The 20,915-nt window shown below is 73.8% G+C and carries 19 protein-coding genes and 1 tRNA gene; 4 read left to right on the forward strand and 16 right to left on the reverse strand.

Translation table 11 applies throughout. From position 1 onward, the window contains the following. Positions 1 to 12: 12 nt before the first annotated feature. The 11 genes from SK069_RS16925 to SK069_RS16975 form a co-directional block, all read right to left on the reverse strand. The gene (locus tag SK069_RS16925; RefSeq protein ID WP_319955432.1) at positions 13 to 753 is read right to left on the reverse strand and encodes a hypothetical protein; all 741 of its coding nucleotides are present in this window, start codon (positions 751 to 753) and stop codon (positions 13 to 15) included. Continuing rightward, complete coding sequence (locus SK069_RS16930; protein WP_319955433.1) at positions 750 to 1,019, reverse strand: cytochrome C oxidase subunit IV family protein; 270 nt, start codon at positions 1,017 to 1,019, stop codon at positions 750 to 752. The genes SK069_RS16925 and SK069_RS16930 overlap by 4 nt, the downstream gene beginning before the upstream one ends. Then, positions 1,019 to 1,633: a cytochrome c oxidase subunit 3 gene (locus tag SK069_RS16935; RefSeq protein WP_319955434.1), complete on the reverse strand. Its 615-nt coding sequence runs from the start codon at positions 1,631 to 1,633 to the stop codon at positions 1,019 to 1,021. Before SK069_RS16935 ends, SK069_RS16930 begins: the two co-directional genes overlap by 1 nt. Next, the gene (locus SK069_RS16940; RefSeq protein WP_319955435.1) at positions 1,630 to 3,042 is read right to left on the reverse strand and encodes an MlaD family protein; all 1,413 of its coding nucleotides are present in this window, start codon (positions 3,040 to 3,042) and stop codon (positions 1,630 to 1,632) included. Before SK069_RS16940 ends, SK069_RS16935 begins: the two co-directional genes overlap by 4 nt. Then, entirely contained in the window at positions 3,042 to 4,331 is a 1,290-nt protein-coding gene (locus SK069_RS16945) for an MlaD family protein (protein WP_319955436.1), read from the reverse strand. Before SK069_RS16945 ends, SK069_RS16940 begins: the two co-directional genes overlap by 1 nt. Further along, a complete protein-coding gene (locus SK069_RS16950; protein WP_319955437.1) occupies positions 4,328 to 5,863 on the reverse strand; it encodes an MlaD family protein in 1,536 nt (511 codons plus the stop codon). Before SK069_RS16950 ends, SK069_RS16945 begins: the two co-directional genes overlap by 4 nt. Continuing rightward, positions 5,860 to 7,338 (reverse strand): MlaD family protein, encoded by a 1,479-nt coding sequence (locus SK069_RS16955; protein WP_319955438.1) that lies wholly within the window; start codon positions 7,336 to 7,338, stop codon positions 5,860 to 5,862. The genes SK069_RS16950 and SK069_RS16955 overlap by 4 nt, the downstream gene beginning before the upstream one ends. Then, on the reverse strand, positions 7,335 to 8,705 hold the full coding sequence (locus SK069_RS16960; RefSeq protein ID WP_319955439.1) for an MlaD family protein: 1,371 nt from the start codon (positions 8,703 to 8,705) through the stop codon (positions 7,335 to 7,337). The genes SK069_RS16955 and SK069_RS16960 overlap by 4 nt, the downstream gene beginning before the upstream one ends. After that, the gene (locus SK069_RS16965; protein ID WP_319955440.1) at positions 8,702 to 10,174 is read right to left on the reverse strand and encodes an MlaD family protein; all 1,473 of its coding nucleotides are present in this window, start codon (positions 10,172 to 10,174) and stop codon (positions 8,702 to 8,704) included. Before SK069_RS16965 ends, SK069_RS16960 begins: the two co-directional genes overlap by 4 nt. Positions 10,175 to 10,253: 79 nt before the next feature. Further along, positions 10,254 to 11,060 (reverse strand): MlaE family ABC transporter permease, encoded by an 807-nt coding sequence (locus SK069_RS16970; RefSeq protein ID WP_319955441.1) that lies wholly within the window; start codon positions 11,058 to 11,060, stop codon positions 10,254 to 10,256. Next, positions 11,060 to 11,902, reverse strand: a complete 843-nt coding sequence (locus SK069_RS16975; protein ID WP_319955442.1) for an MlaE family ABC transporter permease — start codon at positions 11,900 to 11,902, stop codon at positions 11,060 to 11,062. Before SK069_RS16975 ends, SK069_RS16970 begins: the two co-directional genes overlap by 1 nt. A gap of 202 nt (positions 11,903 to 12,104) precedes the next feature. Between SK069_RS16975 and SK069_RS16980 the strand changes: the two genes are divergently transcribed. Next, positions 12,105 to 13,400 carry a flavin monoamine oxidase family protein gene (locus SK069_RS16980; protein ID WP_319955443.1) on the forward strand — a complete coding sequence of 432 codons (1,296 nt, stop codon included), beginning with the start codon at positions 12,105 to 12,107 and terminating at the stop codon, positions 13,398 to 13,400. Positions 13,401 to 13,464: 64 nt separating this feature from the next. Here SK069_RS16980 and SK069_RS16985 read toward each other — a convergent pair whose 3' ends face one another. The 5 genes from SK069_RS16985 to SK069_RS17005 form a co-directional block, all read right to left on the reverse strand. Beyond that, positions 13,465 to 14,706 (reverse strand): NAD(P)/FAD-dependent oxidoreductase, encoded by a 1,242-nt coding sequence (locus SK069_RS16985; RefSeq protein WP_319955444.1) that lies wholly within the window; start codon positions 14,704 to 14,706, stop codon positions 13,465 to 13,467. A 32-nt stretch (positions 14,707 to 14,738) separates the two neighbouring features. Continuing rightward, positions 14,739 to 16,181, reverse strand: a complete 1,443-nt coding sequence (locus tag SK069_RS16990; protein WP_319955445.1) for a cytochrome P450 — start codon at positions 16,179 to 16,181, stop codon at positions 14,739 to 14,741. A gap of 39 nt (positions 16,182 to 16,220) precedes the next feature. Continuing rightward, positions 16,221 to 16,541: a 2Fe-2S iron-sulfur cluster-binding protein gene (locus SK069_RS16995; RefSeq protein WP_319955446.1), complete on the reverse strand. Its 321-nt coding sequence runs from the start codon at positions 16,539 to 16,541 to the stop codon at positions 16,221 to 16,223. A 441-nt stretch (positions 16,542 to 16,982) separates the two neighbouring features. Continuing rightward, entirely contained in the window at positions 16,983 to 17,579 is a 597-nt protein-coding gene (locus SK069_RS17000) for a TetR/AcrR family transcriptional regulator (RefSeq protein ID WP_319955447.1), read from the reverse strand. Positions 17,580 to 17,757: 178 nt separating this feature from the next. Further along, positions 17,758 to 17,840, reverse strand: a tRNA-Ser gene (locus tag SK069_RS17005). Between the two features lie 120 nt (positions 17,841 to 17,960). On the opposite strand from SK069_RS17005, the gene SK069_RS17010 reads away from it, so the two are divergent. The 3 genes from SK069_RS17010 (at position 17,961) to SK069_RS17020 (ending at position 20,612) form a co-directional block, all read left to right on the forward strand. Next, a complete protein-coding gene (locus tag SK069_RS17010; RefSeq protein ID WP_319955448.1) occupies positions 17,961 to 19,370 on the forward strand; it encodes a tyrosine-type recombinase/integrase in 1,410 nt (469 codons plus the stop codon). After that, positions 19,367 to 19,729 carry a hypothetical protein gene (locus SK069_RS17015; RefSeq protein ID WP_319955449.1) on the forward strand — a complete coding sequence of 121 codons (363 nt, stop codon included), beginning with the start codon at positions 19,367 to 19,369 and terminating at the stop codon, positions 19,727 to 19,729. Before SK069_RS17010 ends, SK069_RS17015 begins: the two co-directional genes overlap by 4 nt. Positions 19,730 to 19,886: 157 nt before the next feature. Beyond that, complete coding sequence (locus SK069_RS17020) at positions 19,887 to 20,612, forward strand: DUF6338 family protein (RefSeq protein WP_319955450.1); 726 nt, start codon at positions 19,887 to 19,889, stop codon at positions 20,610 to 20,612. The last annotated feature ends 303 nt before the right edge of the window (positions 20,613 to 20,915 follow it).

Raw genomic sequence — 20,915 nt, forward strand, 5'->3', positions numbered from 1 at the left:
CGGCCTCCGAGCTTACGCGGGAGCGGCGGCTGCGGCCGGGTCCTCCGCGCGCATGCGGAGCATCGCCCAGCACATGAGCGGGAACCAGATCGCGAAGACCCCGACCGGGACCCAGAACGTGAGGAAGCCGTCCCACGCGACCGGCCCGTCGTGGACGAAGACCGCAGCCTGGGCGGGCAGGAAGAGGAACCCGACCCAGAGGTTCACGAACCCGAGCCACCGCGGGATCAGCGGCACCGGTCGGCGGTCCTGCAGGATCACGACGCCGATCAGCACCACCTGGAGCGTGAAGGGCTGGACCGGCGGGAAGGTCATGAGGAAGCCCACGTCGCTGAACGCGCGGACGATCTCGGCCGGCTGGTCCGGGCGGTAGCCGACGGTGGCCAGGAGCAGGAAGTTCCAGCAGAAGAAGACCATCCCGAAGGCCCCCATCGAGAACTGGGCGAGCGCGAGGACCGAGGATCCCGCGACGCGGCGCAGCGCCTGGGCGATCCCGGCCGCGAACAGGACGTACAGGGCACCGCCCCAGACGCACATCGTCAGCCCCAGGCGCTTGAGCTCCGGGTCCTCCCGCCAGAGGGCGGCGACCTCCTCGGCCCGCATGTCCGGGCTCGGGGGCGGCACGAACCCGGCCAGGACGCCCCAGCCGACGAGCACGACGACGATCGACGCCGGCCCGCTCCAGGCGAGCAGGCGGAAGCCGCGGCGGCGATCCCGTTCCTGGAGCAGCGCGAGCTCGGCCGGCGTGCTCATCGGAGCACCAGCACGGCGACGAGCACGGCGCACACCACGACCGTCCACGCCTGCACCGCGAGGCGCAGGCGACGATCGGCGGAGCGCAGGTCCATGAACTCGCGGGCGATGACCCAGATCTTCAGGAAGCCGATCACGAGGACGACCGCCCCGGCGGCCTCGGCCGAGGTGGCGCCGTCCTCGCGACTGACGAAGAGCGACAGCACGGTCGCCGCGACGAGGCCGGCCCAGACGAGGGCGAGGCGCCCCTGGAGGTAGGAGAGCATCAGTGCACGAAGTAGAGGAGCGGGAAGAGCGCGACCCACAGGAGGTCGACGAGGTGCCAGTAGCTCACCGCCGACTCCGCGTCGCGCTCGACGACGGCGGGATCCGGCTGCCGGCGCAGCGCGCGGAGGACGAAGAGCAGCGCGCCGAGACCGACCAGGACGTGCAGCATGTGCAGCCCGGTCAGCACGAAGTACCACATGAAGAAGTCCCCGGACGCCGGGGTGGCACCGCTGCCGGCCTTGTCGATCCACTCCGCGCTCTTCAGGACGACGAAGAGGAGCCCGCAGGCGAGCGTCGCCCGGACCAGGCCGCGCGCGGCGACGCGATCCCCCGCCGCGAGCGCGCGCGGGACCGCGGCGGCCAGCCACGAGCTCGTGAGCAGGACGACGGTGTTGATCGTGCCCAGCGCGAGGCTGAGCGAGCCCTGCGCGTCGGTGAAGGCGCGGGGCTGCTCGGCGCGCACCTCGAGGTACGCGACGAAGAGGACGGCGAACACGAGCAGCTCGCCGCCGATGAAGAGCCAGGTGCCGAGCTCGCCCGGGATCCGTCGTGCGTCGTCCGCACGAGCGATCGGGGCCGATGGCGCCTCGGCCGGTCGGTCGACGGTGGTCACGGCGCGGCGCGCTCCAGCCGCGGGTAGTACGCGGTGCGGCCGTTGAACGTCCAGGGCCCCTGCGTGCGGCACGTCGGCGTCCCGCCCGTCGGCGGCACGATCAGCGGGTTGCGGACGTGCCGGCAGTCATAGGCCCGCAGCGAGCCGTCCCGGGCCAGCCCGCGCGACGCGCCGGGCTTCGGGTACGGGTTCGACGTGTTCGTCGGGAGCCGCTTCGTGTAGCCGCCGATGATCTCGTTCCAGACCGACAGGACCGCCGGGATGATGTGGACGTCTCGACCGCCGGGACCGCGGAACACGCCGTTGATCGTCGCCGGGATGTTCGAGAAGTTCGCGACGACCTCGTCGGTGTTCGCCGAGGCGAGCTGCAGGAACTCGATGAGCTCCCGCATCGCGGCGTAGGGCCCGCCGAGCGCCGGGCCGGCGACCGTCAGCGTCCGCTGCGCCGACGGCAGCGCGCGGTCGGCGATCCGCAGCGTCGTGGGCAGGCGGTCGAAGAGGCGCCGGAACTCCGGCAGATCGGCGTTGACGGCCCGTACCGCGGTCGTCAGCAGCGGCGCGGTCCCGCGCAGGGAGCCGGCCGCGATCCGCAGGTCGCCGCTCGCGTCGCCCAGCCGCGACGACGCGTCGCGCAGGGCCGCGAGGAACGCCGGCAGCTCAGCGACCGTGGCCTCCAGCGCCCGGTCCCGCCCGGCCGTCGTGCGGAGCACCGCGCGACCCTCGGTGATCGCGGCGGAGAGGTCGCTCGAGCGCCGGCCGACCGCGGCGAAGACCGCGCTGGAGGAGCGCACCATGTCGGCGAGCGCCGTGTCCTGCCCGCGCAGCTGGTCCAGCACGGTGTCGAGGTTGCGCACCGTGGGGGCGGTGCGGCCGATCGCCGCGTTCGCGGCGTCGGCACGGCCGTCGAACGCCCGGGCGATGCCCTGCGCCATCCCGCGGATGTCCCGGCGCGCGCCGGGCACGAAGGTCTGCAGGGCGTCCTCGAGCCGCTGCGTCGGCTGCACGCGCGTGGCGGACAGCCGGCCGCCGTCGGGGACCGCCGGCGCCGACCGCGGGCCGGGAGCGATCTCGACGTACCCCTCCCCGAGGAGCGACTTGCTGCGGACGGTCACGCGCGCGTCCCGCCGCAGCGGGGCGAACCGCGCGTCGAGCTCGAGCACGACGTCGGCACGCCGCCCGTGGACCGTGACGTCCTTGATCCGGCCGACGCTGACGCCGGCGATCCGCACGTCGTTGTTCGCGTACAGGGCGTCCGCGCGCGGCACGCGCACGGTGACCTCGTAGCCGCGCGGCTGCAGCGGCAGCTCGCCGCCGAAGGAGCGCCACAGGCCGATCGCGACCACGGCGCTGGCCAGGGCGAAGACGAGCGGGAACAGCACCGCGCGCCACGTGGGGGTCCCGGTCTCCATCAGCGCGACCCTCCGGTGGTGGCGACCGCGGGGCACCCGCCGTCGGGGACGCCGAGCACGCCCTTCAGCAGCGGCCCGAGATCGTGGACCGCGCCGAGGGTCGAGCAGCTCACGAGCAACCCGACGCGGAAGAAGTTGCCGTGCGCGTCACCGGTCGAGGCCACCGAGTTCAGGTTGTGCGCGAACCAGTTGATCCAGTAGAGCATTCCCTCCTGCCGGCCCGCGGGGTTGTAGGCGAGCGAGTTCGCGAGGTACTGCGTGGTCTGCAGGACCCGGGAGAGATCGGGGAGGACCGCGCTCGTCTGCCGCAGGGCCGGAGCGAGCTCCGTCGCGAGCGGCTGCGCGCGCCGCACGAGCGGCCGGAACTCCCGCTCGACCGTGTCGGCGAAGTCCCCGGCGAGCGGACGCAGGGTCCGCAGCGTCGGCGCCAGGCCGCGGATCGGCGGCTCGAGGTCGTCGAGCGCCGGGCGCAGCGCCGTCGACAGGGACCCCGCGCGGGTCAGCGCCTCGTTCGCGGCGCCCAGGGCGCCGGGCAGCTGGCGCAGGGTCGCGCGCAGCGGCCGATCCTGGCGGCGCAGCGCCGCGAGCGTCGTGTCGCCCGCCTGCACGAGCTGCGTGAGCTGGCCGTCGTCGGCCGCGGCCTCCGTGACCGAGGACAGGTTGTGGACGAGTCGCGAGAGCGCCCGGCGGCGGCCGTCGAGCGCCTCGCTCACCGCGCGCAGCTGCGCGACGGTCGGACCGAAGGAGACGAGCGCGCGGCGCAGGTCCGGCGCGCGGTCGGCCGTCCCCTCCCCGACGCTCGCCAGCAGCGCGGTGAGGAAGTCCCGCGTATCGGCGTCCAGGCCGTTGAGGAGCGTCGCGAGGGGCACCGGAGAGGTGGCGCGGCGCTGCGCGATGAGCCCGCCGTCGGGCATGACCCCGGCCTTCGGGGTCCCCGGGTCCAGCTCGATCCGCATGTCGGAGAGCGGGGTCACCGGCCGCAGCTGCGCGCGGGCATCGCGGTAGACCCGCGGAAGCTGCCGCGCGTCGATCTGCAGGGTCACGTGCGCCTGGCGGTCGACGAGCTCGGCCTCGGTGATCGTGCCGACCTTCACGCCGGCGACGTTCACCGGCTGGCCGAACCCCGGCGCGACCCCGTCGGCCGCCGGCAGCACGACGCGCACGTCGTACAGCTCGCGGAACGGGACCGGGAAGCGCTGCTTCACGAGCAGGTAGCCGAGCGCCACCAGCCCAGCGGCGGTGAGCGCGAGGATCAGCGCGATCCGCCGCGCGTTGGGCGACGACGTCATCGCGATCCTCCCTGGAGGCGCCCGCGGAGCTCCTGCAGCGCGGCCCGCGTCTCCCGCGCGCCGGCGGGCTTCGTGTCGATCCGGCGGAAGCCGCGGAACGCGGCGGCGTCGCGCCCGGTGCCGACCATCATCGCGAGGTCCGGCAGCCGCTGGGCGGCGCAGTCGGCGTCGATCCGCCGTGCGGGCCGCTGGTAGTTGCCCAGCCACTGCGGGCGCAGCGTCTGGAGGTCCTTCGGGACGAGGCCGAAGAGGTTCCCGAGTCCCGGGACCGCCCCGAGCAGCGCCCCGTCGCTGACCGTCAGCCCGGCGCGCAGCGTCGTGCCGTTGCCGTCGAAGCCCGGCGACCCGGACGCGAAGGTCGAGAAGGCGTGGAGCAGCTCGAGCCACGCGGGCTGGTCGACGCTCAGGTCGCCGTCGGGCACCCGCATGTTCAGCGCCGGCACCACGACGTTCGCGAGGCACGCGCCGAGCGACGCCGTGTAGGGCAGCGCGAAGCGCACCTGTCCGGCGAGCTGGGGCAGGTCGCCGACGGGCTGTCGCAGCTGCGCCACGAGCGCGCGCAGCTCGTCCGGTCGGCCGACGCGCTCGGCCTGGGCGAACGCCCGGTTCAGCGGGCGCAGGGTGGCCGGGAGCTCCGCGAGCGCGGGCCGCAGCGCGGCCGACACCCGTCGCAGCGACGGCAGGACGCCGTCGATCCGGCGCAGCGGGACGGCGGCCCCCGACAGGAGGCGGTCGGCGGCGACGAGCGAGGCGCCGACGTCCTGCTGCTGCTCGGCGAAGGTCCGGAGCACCGCCGAGTAGCCCGAGACGACGTCGGCCAGCGACGCGCGATCCGCGCCCAGCGCCCCGGTGAAGGACCCCGTCTGGCGCAGGGCGGCGGCGAGGTCGCGCGGCGCGCGCCCGCGGCTCGCGCGGGCCGCGCGGCGGACCGCGCCGAGGCTGCGGTCCAGCTCGACGCCGGCGCGGCGAAGGCCCGCGGCGCCGGAGGTCCCGTCGGCGCCCCGCCCGAACCCGTCCGCGAGGCCCGCGACGGTCCGCCGGAACTCGTCCCGCACAGGCCGGTCGAGGGTGCTGAGGACCTCGTCGAGCTGCACCGACCGCGACGTGCGCGAGGCGGGGATCGTGTCGTTGGCCGCGAGCGCCCGCCCGTGGGGGTCGCCGGGGACGACGTCGACGTAGAAGTTCCCCTCGAACGCCAGGCGCGCTCGCACGAGCAGCGTGTCGGTGGTGCGCAGGACGGTGTCGCGGTCGGCGATCCGCATCGTCACGAGGGCGGTGCCGTCCGGGGACGCGGTGACCGAGGTGACCTTCCCGATGTCCAGGCCGCCGGTGCGCACGGCGCTGTCGGCGCGCAGCTGCCCGGCGTCGCGGAAGATCGCCCGGACCTCGTAGCCGCCGGGGGCGACGGCGTCGCGGGCGAACGCGAACAGCAGCGCGGCGACGATGAGCGCCACGCCGACGGCCGCCGACGCGACGAGTCGTCGTGGGGAGACCGACGCCGCGGGACGGGTCCGCTCGCGACGAGACCTCATCGGGATCCTCCGATCGCGGCGGGCGGGTCGTCGAGCAGGCCCGCGGCGCGCGCCTGCCGCAGCAGCGCCGGGTCGGCGTCGGTGCGCACGGTGGTCCGCGCCTGCAGGCCCGCCGGGTTCGTCAGGCGCTGCCGACCGGGGGCGAACGGCTCGTTGCCGGCCTCGCACTCCTCGGCGTTCTCGCGCGGCGTGTAGTTCGTGTGGAGCGTCGGGAGGGGCTTCTCGTTCTGGAGCATCTCGAGCGGGCTGGCCCCGAAGTTCTTCAGGACGAGCGCGGCCATCGACGGTCCGTGGCCGACGCCGAGATCGCCCCACAGCGAGCTGAAGGTCTCGCCGAAGAGGCCGAGGCCGTTGCAGTGGACCTGCGCGTCGCGGAGGCCGGCGACCACCGGGGCGGCGGCGGTGAACGTCTCGCCGAGCTTGCGGACGGCGCCGTCGGGCTCGGGGCGCAGCGCGAACGCGCGCAGCGTCTCCGCCGTGCGCTGGAGCCGGGGGGCCGTGCGGTCCAGCGCGCGGAAGCCCACCGTCGCCGAGGCGAGGAACCCGATGAAGGTCCCCAGCCCCGACGGCAGGACGTCGGCCGCCGGCCGCAGGGCGCGCGCCGCGACGGCGAGGTCCCGGGCGGCGGGACCGAGACGCCGCAGCGCCGCGGTCGTCGTCCGTGCCGCCCCGGGGAACGTCTCCAGGGTGCGGGCGAGCGGGTCGCGGGCCCGGCGCAGGGCCGCGAACGTCCGAGCCCCGTCGTCGACGAGCCCGGCGAGGGCCTCGGCCTGGCGACCGAGCGGGCGGAGCATCGCGGCCGCGTTGGCGACGAACCCGTCGAGGTCGGTCCGCGGATCGTTCAGGGTGCGCGCGACGGCGGTCCCGGCCGGCAGCGCCCCGCGCAGGCCCTCGATCGCCGAGCCGATGTCGGGGCCGCGGCCGGCGAGCGCGCCGCCGACCTCGCGGATGCCGTGCTGGATGTCGGCCGAGGTCGAGCGCTCGAAGACGTCCAGTAGGTCCGTGAGCTGCACGGTCGGGCGGCTCTGCCGCACCGGCAGGAGCCCGCCGGCCGGCACGGTGCGCTTCGAGCGGCCGAGCTGGATGTCGAGGTAGCTGGCGCCGAGGACGGAGGCCGGGCGGACGGTGGCGATCGAGTCCACCGGGATCGGGTCGTGCGAACGGGGAAGCTTCACGCGCACGCGCGCGACGGGCTGCGCGGCGCCGGCGTCGTCGCGGGCCGGGATCGCCTCGACCTCGGTCACGAGCCCGACCCGCTGGCCGGCGATCCGGACGTCGTTGGCGCGCACCAGGCGCTGGGCGTCGGCGAGGTCGACCGAGAGCTCGTACGACGGCTGGAGCGGGACGCCGGTGCTCGCGTTCCACGAGACGTAGAGCGCGAGCAGCAGCGCGGCGATCGCGGCGACCCCAGCCGCGACGAGGGCGCCCTTCGGCTCGTGCCGGCGACGGGTCGGATTGCGACGGAGCCGGATCATCGGAGCAGCCGATCGAGCGCGCGACGCAGGTCGCGCTGGGTGGTCTGGGGCAGCGCGCCGAGCAGTCCGCCGGGCTGCTGCGCGGCCCGCGAGGTCGCCCGGCGGCCGCGTGCCTCGGCGGCCGGATCGTTGATCGGGATCCGGCCCCGGCCCGGTGCGCCGTACCGGTGCTCGCAGCCGCGCGCGGTCGCATCGAGCATGCAGCGGACCGCCGCGGTGACCGCGATCGTCGCGACGTGCCCGCTGCTGTCGGCGGTCGCCGACACCGTGGCCATCGAGTAGAGGAGGTTCGGCACCGACTCGAGCGCTCCGCGGTCGCGGGAGCTCTCCAGCAGCTCGCGCGCGTCGCGGGCCGGGGCCCCGAGCTGGCGGGTGGCCTGCGCGAGGTTCGTCACGAGCCGCTGGGTCCCGGGCACGGCGGCCCGGGTCGCGCGGAACGCCGGATCGATCTTCGCCAGCGCGGGCCGGGCGGCGTCCGAGAGCGGGCCCATGAGCGCGTTGAGGCGCGTGACGCCGGGCGCCGACCGGCGCAGGGCGTCGGCCGTGGGGAGCAGGTCGCGGCTGGCGTCGCGCAGGGCCGCCAGCGACGTCTCGGCCTCGCGCAGCAACGCCGGCGCGGCGGCGACGGACCGCTCGAGGTCGCGGTGCCGGCCCGCCGTCGTCGCGGCGACCTGTCGCGTCTCGCGCACGAAGCCGCGAACGGCTCCCCGGCGCGCGGCGAGGCTCGCGAGGACCCGGTCGGTGTCCGAGATCGCCGACTCGATGCTCGACCGCTGGCGGGCGAGGGTCGTGAGGAGGGCGCGCGCGCCGTCGAGCGCGGGGTTGGCGCGGCGCAGGACGGCGTTGACATCGCCGCCGCGGCCGCTCAGCCCGAGCCCCAGGTCGCTGATGAGCACCCGGGCGCGCTCGGTCACCGGCAGCGAGAAGGTGTCCAGCACCTGCTGGAGCTGCACCGACGCGGTCGTGCGCCCGACCGGCACCGTCGGCAGCGTCGTCCCGGAGCCGCGCGCGGTCGACAGCGCGGGGCGGCCGGGCGTGCCCGGCTCGCACTGGATGAAGCTCTCGCTGATGAACCCCTCGGGGAGGATCCGGCAGCGCGCGTCGGAGTGGAACGGCCCGAAGCGGCGGTCGATCCGCAGCTCGAACCGGGCGCGGTGGTCGGGCGTCAGCCGGACGTGCTCGACCTGGCCGACGCGGGCGCCCGCCACCTTCACGAGCTGTCCCGGGACGATCCCCTGGGCGGTGTCGAAGATCGCGGCGAACCGGTACGCGTCGTCGTCGCGCCGGTCGCCGCGGACGAGGATCGCCCCCACGAGCAGGAGCGCGACGAGCGCCGCGGCGAGCAGGGTGATCGACCTGCGGCTCATCGTCCGTCCTCCTCGTCGTCGCGGGCGGGCAGGTCGAAGGCCTTCGAGCGGTCGTCGCCCGTGCAGACCGACGAGGTCTGGCAGAGCGCGCCGGGGTCGTTGACGAGCTTCGACATGCTCTGCGTGGGATCGCAGAGGCCCTGCCGCGGGAGCCACGGGCTCGACCCGTCGGGGGCCGGCGGCGCGCTGCCGCCGGGGCAGCGGTCGTTCTGCTTGCGCGCCGCGTTGAAGAGCCCCGGCACGAGCCCGCCCAGCGCCTCGGAGAAGCTCGGGATGATCGACGCGAGCGTGCCGCCCAGCGCGGTCTGCGGGTTCTGGACGAACTCGACCTTCAGGTAGTGGCCCTGCTGGTTGTACTGGCCGGTCGCGATGGTCACGAGGCCGTTGACCACGCCGAGCAGGAAGTCGGCGCCGTAGAAGCGCACGCCCTCGAGGATCGGCAGGGCCTTGCGCGTCCCGGCGTCGAGCGCCGGCAGGCCCTTCGCGATCAGCGGCTCGAGCGTCGGGACCTCGCGCAGCGCGCGGTCGACCGACGGCAGCAGGGCCGTCGTCTCGCGCAGGGGCCCGCGCAGCGCGCCGACGGTCCTCGGGGTTCGGCGCAGGAACTCCCGCAACGGCGTCTCGGAGACGGGGACCTCGCGCAGCGTCGGGCGGAGCTCCTGGACGGTCGCGGCGACCCGGCGCAGCGTGCCTCCGGCCTGCCGCAGCACGGCCGGCGCGTGGTCGAGCGCGCCCGCCAGCGCGGCGCGCTGCCGGCTGATCGCGCCGAAGGTGATCGCGGAGTCGCGCACGGCCCGCTCCAGGTCCGGGGCGCGCGACGCGACGGCCGACGACGCCGCGGCGGCGGTCGCGACGAGCCGCTCGAGCTGCGCCTGGTCGGAGCCGACCTCGGCCGCGACCGCGTCGACCTGCGCCATCGCCGGCTCGAGCTTGCGCAGCGTCCGGTTGAACGCGGGCGCGCCCGACCCGGCGAACATCGCGGCGCCGTTGGCGAACAGCGCCCGGAGGTCGCGCCGCATGGTCGGGGGGACGGAGCTGAGGATCGCGTCGAGGTCGACGATGCCTCGCGCGTCGCGGACCGCGAGCGATCCGCCGTCGGGGATCGCGGCGGCCGACCGCGGCGCCGTGCCGAGCTCGACGTAGCGGTTCGTCAGCGTCGCCTGACCGACGGAGCGGATCGTGGCGCGGGTCCCCTGGCGCAGCGGGACGAACCGGTCGTCCTCGATCCGCAGGGCGACGTCCGCATAGCCCCGGTCGTCGATCGAGATCGACGCGACCTTCCCGATCGGCACGCCGCCGACCTCGACGAGGCCCCCGTCGACGAGCTGGCCGGCGTTCGCGAACCGGGCGTGCACGACGTAGTCGTCGTCGGGGCGCAGGACGAGGAACGCCGCGAGCACGGCGACGACGAGCAGCGCGACGGGCAGGAGGAGCCCGGCGCGGCGTCGCGTTCTCGAGGGACGAGACACGGCCGTCATCCGCCGATGGGGAGTCGCGGGTGGGGCGGGCCCATGTGGCACTGGGAGCCGCCGCGATGGAGCACGGCCGTCATCCGCCGATGGGGAGTCGCGGGGATCCTCCCCAGAAGACCTGGGAGCCGATGATCCCGATGAAGTGGACCCCGATGAGGTTCACGACCATCGCGCGGGCGGTGGCGGCGCCGACCTCGACCGGGCCGCCCCGGACGCGGTAGCCGTAGTAGCAGCCGACGAGCACCACGAACGTCGCCATCGCGACGGCCTTCATGCCGGAGAAGAGGAGATCCTGGGGGCTCTGGAACTTCCAGAAGAGCTCGAAGTAGCCGCCCGGCGACACCTGCCCGAGCTGGACGACCGCGACGAGGTACGAGCCGACGTACCCGACGATGAGCGCCACGAGGTACATGGCGGGCAGCACGATCCACGTGCCCAGCAGCCGGGTCGAGCAGAGGTAGAGGACGGAGTCCATCCCCATGACCTCCAGCGCGTCGACCTCGTCGGTGATCCGCATCGTCCCGATCTCGGCGACGAAGCCGGTCGAGACCTTCGCGGCGAACATGTAGCCGAACGCGTAGGGCGTGATCTCGCGCAGGTCGCCGATCGCGGCGAACGCGCCGGCGACCGACGGCGCCCCGACCTGCTGGGCGGCATAGGAGCCCTCGACGCCGACGACGAGCCCGAGCGCGAAGACCATCCCGAGGATCACGACGAGCGAGCCGCTGATGAGCACGGCCGCCTGGCGGAGGACCTCGCTGCCGTACCGGAGCACGCGCCCGTCGACGACGCCGCCGAGCGTGCGCCCGGTGAGCGCCATGCCGTCGCCGAACCGCAGGACGCCGTCCCGGCCGCGATGCCAGAGGCGGATCGCGCTGCTCATCAGCGGACCGCCGAGAGGATCGGGTTGGTCGCCAGCAGGAACTGCGTGAACGCGTAGTCGATCGCGCCGATGGCCAGGAAGGTCACGACGACCGACTGGTTCACCGCGCGTCCGACGCCTTCGGGTCCGCCCTTCGCGTGGAGGCCCTTGTAGCAGGAGACCAGGGCGATCGCGACGCCGTAGAGGGCGCATTTGACGAACGACGCGCCGAGCTCCAGCGGGGTCGCCGTCGAGAAGAACGCGGAGAAGAACGGCCCGAGCGGGGCGTCGTTCTGGACGATCACGGCGAGGGCGCCGACGAGCCCGGAGAGCAGCGAGAGGACGTCGCAGAGCACGCAGACGAGGACGAGGGCGAGCAGGCGCGGGACGACCAGCGACTTGACCGGGTCGATCCCGAGCACGCTCAGCGCGCTGACCTCCTCGCGCACGACCCGCGCTCCGAGGTCGGCGCAGATCGCGGTCCCGGCGACACCAGCGACGACGATCCCGCTGACGAGCGGCGCGAACTCGCGGACGACGATGAGCACGTAGAGCCCGCCGAGCCGGTCGAGCGCTCCGAAGAGCCCGAGGAAGTTGCTGGCCTGGATGCCGGCGGGGCCGAACGAGAGCGCGAACGACGTGACGACCAGGGGGAAGAGCGACAGCCGCAGGGCGAAGCGGAACTGCGCGACGAACTCGGGGCCGTAGCTGTAGGGCGCCCGGAGGGCTCGGGAGACGGCCTGGGCGCCGAGCCGGAACATGCCCCCGATCTCGACGACGAACTCGGGGGCGGTCGGCAGCGCGACGCGCCGGCGCGGAGCGCTGGCGGGTGCGGCGACGGCGGTGGTGCCTGGCTGGCTCATGCGTCCTCTCCCTCCGCGGAACCGACCGATCGGCCCCGCGGCTGCGGCAGGCTACCGATCGACGAGACGTCTCGTCAATACACTACGTCCATATCTTCAACTGCTCTTTATGTGCGTGCGATCGGATGCCGGCAAAGCGACCAGTCGTGATGGCCGGACAGACCGTCCGGAGACGTGCGCCGCGACGAGGAAGGGGAACGAGATGCGGGTCATCGTCATCGGGGCCGGGATCGCCGGGCTCGCCGCCGCCCGGCGGCTGACGCAGCGGGGGCACGAGGTCGTCGTGCTCGAGGCGGGCGACGGCGTGGGCGGCCGGACGCGGACGGTGCAGGTCGGGGACTTCCGCGTCGACTCCGGCGCGATCTTCGTCATGGGCCAGTACGACCGGACGCTGGCGTTCCTGCGCGCGGCCGGTCGCACCGCCGAGATGGCGCGCTGGCCCGCCCGGACCGCGGTTCTGGACCCGGACGGCGGACGGCACGAGGTCCGCTTCGACCGCCCCTGGACCCTGCTCGGCCTCCCCCAGCTGGGCTGGCGCGACCGTGCGCGGATGGCCGCGCGCGTCGGTCGCCTGGTCCTCACCAGCGGCGCCGGGCCGTTCGCGCTCGAGGACCTCGCGGCGAGCGACGACGGCGAGACCCTCGCCGAGTGGGGTCGACGGACGCTCGGGGACGCCGGGTACGAGCACGTCCTGCGTCCGCTCATGGGCCCCCTGACCGGCGCCGACCCGGAGGTCATCTCGGCCGGGTTCGCGCGCGCGCTCATGCACCAGATCACCCGCACGCAGCTCACGGTCCCCGCCGACGGCATGGGCGCGATCGCGGGATGGCTGCTGGAGGGCACCGGAGCCGAGGTCCGGCTCGAGACGCCGGTCCGGGAGCTCGCGCACGACGACGCCGGGGTCTCGGTCGTCCTCGACGGGGACCGGATGACCGCCGACGCCGCGGTCGTCGCCACCGACGTCCTGACCGCCGCGCGACTCGTCGAGCCGGCCGTGCGCCCGGAGCTCACCGACGCCCTGCGTCGCGTGGTCCCCATCCGCACGTTCCACGTCCTCCTCGGCTACCACCGCGACCCGTGGCCGGCCGTCCCGTACGACCTCGTCGTGCGCGCCGGCGAGGGACGCCATCACGACTACGGCGTGCTGCGCAACGCCCGGCGCGCGCCCGGGTCCGCCCCGCCCGGCGGCGAGAACGTCAGCGTCTACCTCGACACCGCCCAGCTCGCGGGTCGCGACCCGTTCGAGGCCGCGCGACGGGCCGTCGCCGAGACGCTCGGCCCCGCGGAGCCCGACATCGAGCGCCTCTTCGAGCTCGAGGCCGGCCTCATCGCGCCGACGCCCGGGCACTACCGCCGGATGCTGGGACTTCGCGACGCGATGCCTCCGCGGATCCGGCTCGCGGGCGACTTCCTGACCCACTCCGGGATCGAGGGCGCGCTGCGCGCCGGTGAGCGCGCGGCCCGCGACCTGGACGCCGTGGCCCCGGCGGCGTCGTGATCTCGCCCCGGCCGTGAGCCCGGGGACGCCGGTTCCGACGGGGCCGCGCCGCGGATGCCCGGCCTCAGCCGGCGCTGGGCGCCGGCGCGCGAAGCAGCGACGCCAGTGGCGTGGCCGGATCGGCGAGGGCCGCGCGGTCCGGGGCGATCCCCTCGGCGATCGCGCGCTTGGCGAACACGAACTCCTGCGGCCGGTTGACGCAGTCGGCCGCGACGAGGCGGCCGTCGGCGAGGGAGAAGCAGGCGAAGCCCCGGCCGTCGTCCGGGTCGCCGCGCACCACGGTCTCGTCGTGGCCGTCGCGCAGCCCCACGATCTGCAGCTTCACGTCGTACTGGTCGGACCAGAACCACGGCAGCGCGGGGCTGGTGTCGTCCTTGCCGCAGATCGCCGCCGCGACGCGCTTGGCCTGATCGACGGCGCTCGACACGCACTCCAGGCGCAGTCGCCGGCCGTACCGCGCGTCGTGGGCGGACGCGCAGTCCCCAGCCGCGAAGATCCGCGGGTCGTCCGTGCGCCCCGCCGCGTCGACGACGATGCCGTCGTCGACCGCCAGCCCGGCCTCGCGCGCCAGCTCGACGTTCGGCACGACCCCGATGCCGACGACGACGAGGTCCGCGGTGATGCGCGCCCCGTCCGCGAGCCGGACGCCGCGGACCGCACGGTCGCCCTCGATCGCCGCGACGCCGACGCCCACCCGCAGGTCGACGCCCTCCTCGCGGTGGACGCGGTCGTAGAAGGCGGAGATCCCGGGGGTCGCGACGCGCTGCAGGACGCGGTCGGCCGCCTCGAGCACCGTGACCGCGACGCCGAGCTTCCGCAGCGAGGCCGCTGCCTCCAGCCCGACGTACCCGGCGCCCACCACCACCGCCCGCTCGACGTCGGCCAGCCGCGCCCGGATCGCCTCGGCGTCGGCGGCGCCGCGCAGGACGTGGACGGCGGGGAGGTCCCCGCCGGGGACCGGCAGCGACCGCGGCCGCGCTCCCGTGCACAGCACCAGGCGGTCGTAGCCGACCACCTCCCCGTCCTCCAGCAGCGCGGCGCCCGACGCGCGGTCGATCCCCGCGACGCGACCGTGGCGGAACGCGACCTGCTGCTTCTCGTAGAACTCGGGCTTGCGGATGAGCAGGTCCGCGAGCGCTGCCTCGCCCGCGAGGAGGCCCTTGGACAGCGGCGGGCGCTGGTAGGGCAGCGACGGCTCGTCGCCGAGCAGCAGGATCTCGCCCGACCAGCCGTGCTGGCGCAGGCTCGCGCACAGCTGGGCGCTGGCGTGCCCGGCGCCCACGACGACGACGCGCTCCGCTCCCATGACCGCTCCTCGATCCCCGTGCGGACGCGCGCTCAGACGGTCGACGGCTCTTCGGCGCGTGCGGCGGCCTCGGGGACGCCCGGCTTGCGCGTGAGCCGGACCATCATCCGGTCGTAGCCCTTGACGAAGTTCGACTGCACGTACTCCGGCTCGCCGACGACGTCGATCCGATCGAAGCGCGCCAGGAGCTCCTCCCAGAGGATGCGCAGCTGCATCTCCGCCAGGCGGTTGCCCATGCACCGGTGCACGCCGAAGCCGAACGACATGTGGTTGCGGGCGTTCTTGCGGTCGATGCGGAAGGCGTCGGGGTCCTCGAACTTGCGCTCGTCGCGGTTGCCCGACGCGTACCACATGACGACCTGGTCGCCCTTGCGGATGAACTGCCCGCCGAAGTGGACGTCCCGCTTGGCGACGCGGCGCATGTACGCCAGCGGCGTCTGCCAGCGGATGATCTCCGACACCATGTTCGGGATCAGCGACGGGTCCGCCTTGAGCTTCTCGAACTCGTCCGGGAACCGGTTGAGGGCGTAGACGCCGCCGGACATCGAGTTGCGGGTGGTGTCGTTGCCCCCGACGATGAGCAGCGCCAGGTTGCCGAGGAACTCGAGGGGCTTCTTGATCAGGTCCTTCGTGTCCTCCGACGTCTGCATCAGGGTGATGAGGTCGAACCCGTCGGGCTCGCCGGCCGCGCGGCGCGCCGCCTTGTCGTGCCAGAGCGCCATGAAGCTCCGGGCCATCTCCTCCGACGCGGCGTAGAACTCGTCCTGGTGGGTGGTGCCGCCGGTGCCCTCCGCCGTCCCGCTGATGGCGTCGGACCAGTAGGTGAGCTTGTGCCGCTGCTCGAACGGGAAGTCCAGGAGCGTCGCGAGCATCCGGCCCGTGATCTCCTTCGACACCGCCTGGACCCAGTCGAAGGGCTCGCCGACCGGCAGGTGGTCGAGCACGTCCTGGACGCGCTCGCGGATGAGCGACTCCATCTCCTTGAGGTTCCGCGGCGCGACGACCCCCTGGACGGCCTTGCGCTGGACGTCGTGCTTGGGCGGGTCCATCGCGATGAACATCGCGATGTCGAGCGGCGGCGGGCCGAGGATGATGTGCGGCTCGGCCGAGAAGACCTCGGCGTTCGAGTCGACCGCCTGGATGTCCGCGTAGCGCGTGATCGACCAGAACGGGCCGAAGGGGCTGTCGGCGAGGTAGTGGACCGGCGCCTCCTCGCGCAGCCGCGCGAAGTACGGGTACCACTTCCCCTGGCGGTTCATGAAGGGGTTGCTGACGTCGATCTCGGTCAGCGGCACGTCGGCCGGATCCGGGATCGGCCGCTCGGTGAAGACGAGCGGCTTGCTCATCCCGGCCGCCCGCTTCGCCTTCTCCACGAGGTGCGCCGCCCGCACCTGCCGGTCGACCGGCACGGTCGCCTGGACCTTGTCGGCGACCGCCGCCCTCGCCCTGCCGAGCGCGCCATCGATGGTCGTCATCCCCGTCTCCTCTCCGCCTGTCTCGCGCCGTGACGCGCCTTACATCTGGAACTCGGGAAGGCGGACCGTGAGGCCGTCGAGGGCCGGGCACGCCTTCACCTGACATCCGAGGCGCGAGTTCGGCGCGCACTCCGGCGACATCTCGACCATCTGGCTCTCCACGTGGGAGCGCGTCCCCGTCGTGGCGATCCACGCGTCGTCGACGATGACGTGGCACGTCCCGCAGGAGGCCTCGCCCCCGCAGTCGCCGTCGATGCCGGGGATGCCGTTGCTCGTCGCGAGCTCCATGAGCGACGCGCCCTCGACGAGGTCCACGTCGTGGGAGGTGCCGTCGTACTCGACGAAGGTGATGGTGCCCATGGTCCCTGCCTGCCCGTGTCGGAGTCCTCGCGCGCCGCGGCCGGCTGTCAGCTCCGGGGAGCCGCCGGGTCGGGAGCGCCGTCGTGCTGCCGACCTTACGTCCACGCTTTACGACGTGTCAAGTCGACTTCGTGACGGGCCCGAACACCCCCGGTCCTGCGGGGTCCGGACCCTGCGCTCCGGGGCCGGCTGAGCGGCGCGCGCTGCCCTCGACGACCAGGCCACCCCAGGTGACTCGAGTCGTCCATGACGCCCACACCACTCCAGGTGACTCGAGTCATCCACGACCACCACACCACTCCAAGTGACTCGAGTCATCCATGACGCCCAGGCCGTTCCAGGTGACTCGAGTCATCCACGACCACCAGGCCGCTCCACGTGACTCGAGTCGTCCGAGACGGGGCCGGCCGAGGGCGGACCGCGCCGATGATCCGCGGGCCGCTACGCCGCAGGCGGGAGCGCGTGCTCCCAGAACCCGACGAGCTCCTCGAGCAGCGCCGTCTCGTCGATCGTGCCGGAGGCGAGGTGCTCGGTGATCGCGCGCTCCGTCATCCAGACGAGCGCGAACGCGCGGGCCTCGGCGCGCAGCGGGTCGAGCTCCGGGTCCTCGACGCGGATGCGGGCGGCCGCGGTGACCATGAACCGCTCGTGGAAGGCGCGCCAGAACGCCGCGACGTCGTCGTCGTAGGTCGCCGCCTCGACGATCGCGGCCGTCGCGTGCCGGTGCTCGCGGAAGGCGACGAGCACCCCGGTGAGCGTCGTGCGCAGCGAGCCGGTCCCGTCGGCCAGCCACGGGTCGGCGGCGACGGCGACGGCGTCCAGCAGGGTCTGCCCGAGCTCGAGGATCAGCGCGCGCTTGTCCCGGAAGTGCGCGTAGAACGTCGGGCGTGAGAGACCCGCGCGCCGGACGATCTGCTCGATGCTCAGGTCGGCGAAGGCACTGCCCTCGGCAAGCAGCTCGAGCGTCGCCGCGATGAGCGCCTCCCGACTCGCCCGACGCGCCTCGGCGTCACGCGCTCGGCGGGAGAGGACGGCCATGGAAGGACGGTATCAACGCCCCGCCCCGAGGCTTGCGGCCGGGGGAAGCTTCCGACCCGGAGGTCGTTGCGGTGCCCTTCCGGCCCTCGACTGCCGCCCGTTACCTCGGCGAAGCGGCCCAGGCGCCTCCGGCGCTCGAACGCGAAAGGCCCGCTCGCGCGGGCCTTCCGGTGTCTCATGGAGCTAGCCGGGCTCGAACCGGCGACCTCCTGGGTGCGATCCAGGCGGAAACAACGAAAACAGCGGAACCAAGCGCATTCCGTGATACGAATTTCTCCAGTATATAAGCCAGATTACTCGCATCCGCTACGCAATCCGCTACGCACCGACGATCCGCTACGCACCAGCAGAAGCACGCTACGCACCTGCTAGCATCGGCGCATGGCGACCGTCCTGAACGTCGCCCCGGCGGTGACCGTGACGCCCGGGGCCGGAGCCCAGCCGCGCGCGTACTACGAAGCCGTGTGGCACGAGCCGCAGCCCGACGGGCCGAGTCGGCCCGCGAAGCAGCGCATCGGGAAGGCGTGGCTGGACTTCGCCGGCCGTGACGAGGCGGGTCGGCCGATCTGGACCAAGCGCCGCGGCCGCGTCTCCGAGGGCTACTACGACGAGCGGCGCGCGATCGCCGCGGCCCCCGACGCGGTCCTGCGCTACCGGGAGCGGCAGGCGGCGAAGCGCCGCGAGCCGACGCCTGCCGAGCGGATCACCGTGCGCGCGCTCGCGCACGAGTGGCTGGACTGGCTTCAGCACGTCCGCTCGGCCGCGCCGTCGACGGTCGAGGACTACGGATACATGCTGCGCGAGCCCGGCGAGCCGCACAAGCGCGGCAAGGGCAAGAGCCCCGGCCGGCTGATAAAGCGGTTCGGCGACCGTCGCGCGATCGAGGTCGAGCCGCGCGAGGTCTCCGACTGGCTCCGAGAGCTCGACCAGACCCTCACGCCGCGCAACGTCAACAAGCACCGCGACCTGATCCACGCCATCTACGCCTACGGCCAGCGCCTCGACACCTACAAGCTCCCCGCCAACCCGGTCGAGCCGACCGACAAGCGCCGCCAGCCCCCACCCGCCCGCGTCGACTACTACGAGGTCGAGGAGGTCGAAGCGCTCGCCCGCGCCGCCGAGCAAGGCGCCCACCGCCGGCCTCGCGGCCGCGCCAACCCCAAGCACCACGGGCCCGCGACGCCCGCCCCGCTATCCCAGCGCCAGCGCGAGCGGCAGGCCCAGGAGCGCCAGCTGCGAGCCGCGGAAGATCGTCGCGACGGCGACCTCTTCCGGATCCTCTTCTACACCGGGCTGCGGCTCGGCGAGATCCGCGCCCTCAAGGTCCGCGACATCGCGTTCGCGCCCGACATGACCGGGGCGATGCTCGACGTCCAGAACGCGTTCTCCGCCGGCCAGGAGAAGCCCCCGAAGTCGTGGCGGCCCCGCGAGGTCCCCGCGCCGCGACCCGCCGCCCAGGCGCTCGCGCGCGTGCTGCAACGCGACCACTTCACCGGCCCCGACGACTACGTCTTCTGCAACCGCCGCGGCGAGGCGCTCTCCGACAGCGCGATCCGCAAGCGCTACACCGCCGCCCGCAAGAAGGCCGGGCTGCACCCCGTCACCCTCCACGGCCTCCGGCACGCCGCCGGCTCGATCCTCGCCCAACGCGTCGACCAGGTCTTCGCCTCCACCACTCTCGGCCACCAGCGCGTCTCGACCACCGACCGCTACACCCACGGCAAGGTCAACAAGCGCTCCATCGCCGTCGTCAACGCCGCCTATGACGTCGACCTCGAAGACGCAGCGTGAGCAACGCCGAGCAGTCCGCATCGAAATGGGAGAGGCTGCCCGGAGGCAGCCTCTCAACCCGAAACTTGGGAATGTGCCGCAGCGTGCGCGGCAGGGAAACGCTCCAAGCCTTCGCCGCGAAGGATAGCCGCCGGACCGCGATGAGCACGCCCTCTCCAGAACTGATCGAGCTGCTGCGCTCGCACACCTCGGCTCCGCGCCCGCGACGTGCTCGGCCACGCCCGCATCTCACGACGAACCGCTACCTCCAGGGCAAGACCGACGCCCTCGTGATCGACGGCATCACGCCGCCTACGAAGTTCCCGTCACGGCGGACGAAGGCCCGTCCAAGGTTGCCGCATGAGCAGTCGATCCGATGAACGAGCGGCCGTGACCTCGCAGGGAGGGCGAGCGACGATGGCCGGTGTCGAAGCCGCCGAGGTCGGGGACGTCGGACCGACGCGCACGCTCCCTGGCGCGGGAGCTACGAGGAGCCCTGCGACGCCCTGCCATCGGCGACGGAGCCGGTAGTCGAGCATGGTGCCGCAGACCGGAACCGCGTTGCTGGTCCTCTTCGCGTTCGTCATGCCGGGGTTCGTCGCGACCCTCATGCGTGACCGACTGTTCCTGACCCGCTCGGTGACCGGCGACCTCGAACGGATCCTCGTCGCGCTGGCCTACAGCGCCACCATCTACGGCGTGGCCGCGGCCGCGCTGGCCATCACCGCGCCACTGACCAGCTTCGGCACCGACGACATCACGACCGCGTGGCGCGGCCAGAGCCCATTCGCCGTCTACGTCGCGGCCGCCGGCTACGTCCTGCTGCTCGCGCCACTCGTGATCGCGGGCGCCAGCTTCCGCTGGCACAACTCCACCACCAGAGGCCAGGTTCTGAAGAGGCTCGACGTCGACCCGGCCCACAACACGCGCTCGGCCTGGGATCACTGGTTCCAGCGACGGGAGCGCGCGTTGATCATCGTCACGCTCGTCGATGGCGAGAAGACCGCCGGGCTCTTCGACGCCAACAGCATGGCCGGGTACACACGCGACGGCCAGGACCTCTACCTCGAGAAGCGCTGGACGCTGAACGAGCACGGCTGGTTCGACCAAGCCGTCGAACAGGGCTACGGCGTCTGGATCCCCGCCAACCAGATCGCCCGGATCGAGCTCTACCGCCCAACGGAAGACGACGACGAGCCCGAGCCCCGAGCGGAAGGCCAGCACGCCGAGGCTCCGGTCGAGAACCACGACGAACGAAGCTAGACTACGGCTATGGAGCGGCACGCCCCGAACGGCCACGCCCCCAAGGAAGGGCGCGACCCCAAGACCACCACCTGGGGCATCAAGCGCGGGGGCTACACGCCCGTCCCCAGCGGCAAGAGCAGTGCCACGCCGCCGCCTCCTCCCGCCGACCGACGCGCCCCCGCCGCCGCCGCCGAGCGGTAGCCAGCGATGACCGACGACCCGTCCCGCGAAGAGACCGCTGGCCACAGCGCCGCTCGACGCATCATCGAAGGAGCGAGCCCTCGGGAAGAGCGTGGCATGAGCCCGCGGGCTATCGCACAG

The sequence above is a fragment of the Patulibacter brassicae genome (assembly GCF_033949425.1).
In the GTDB taxonomy this organism is placed as follows: Bacteria; Actinomycetota; Thermoleophilia; order Solirubrobacterales; family Solirubrobacteraceae; genus Patulibacter; species Patulibacter brassicae.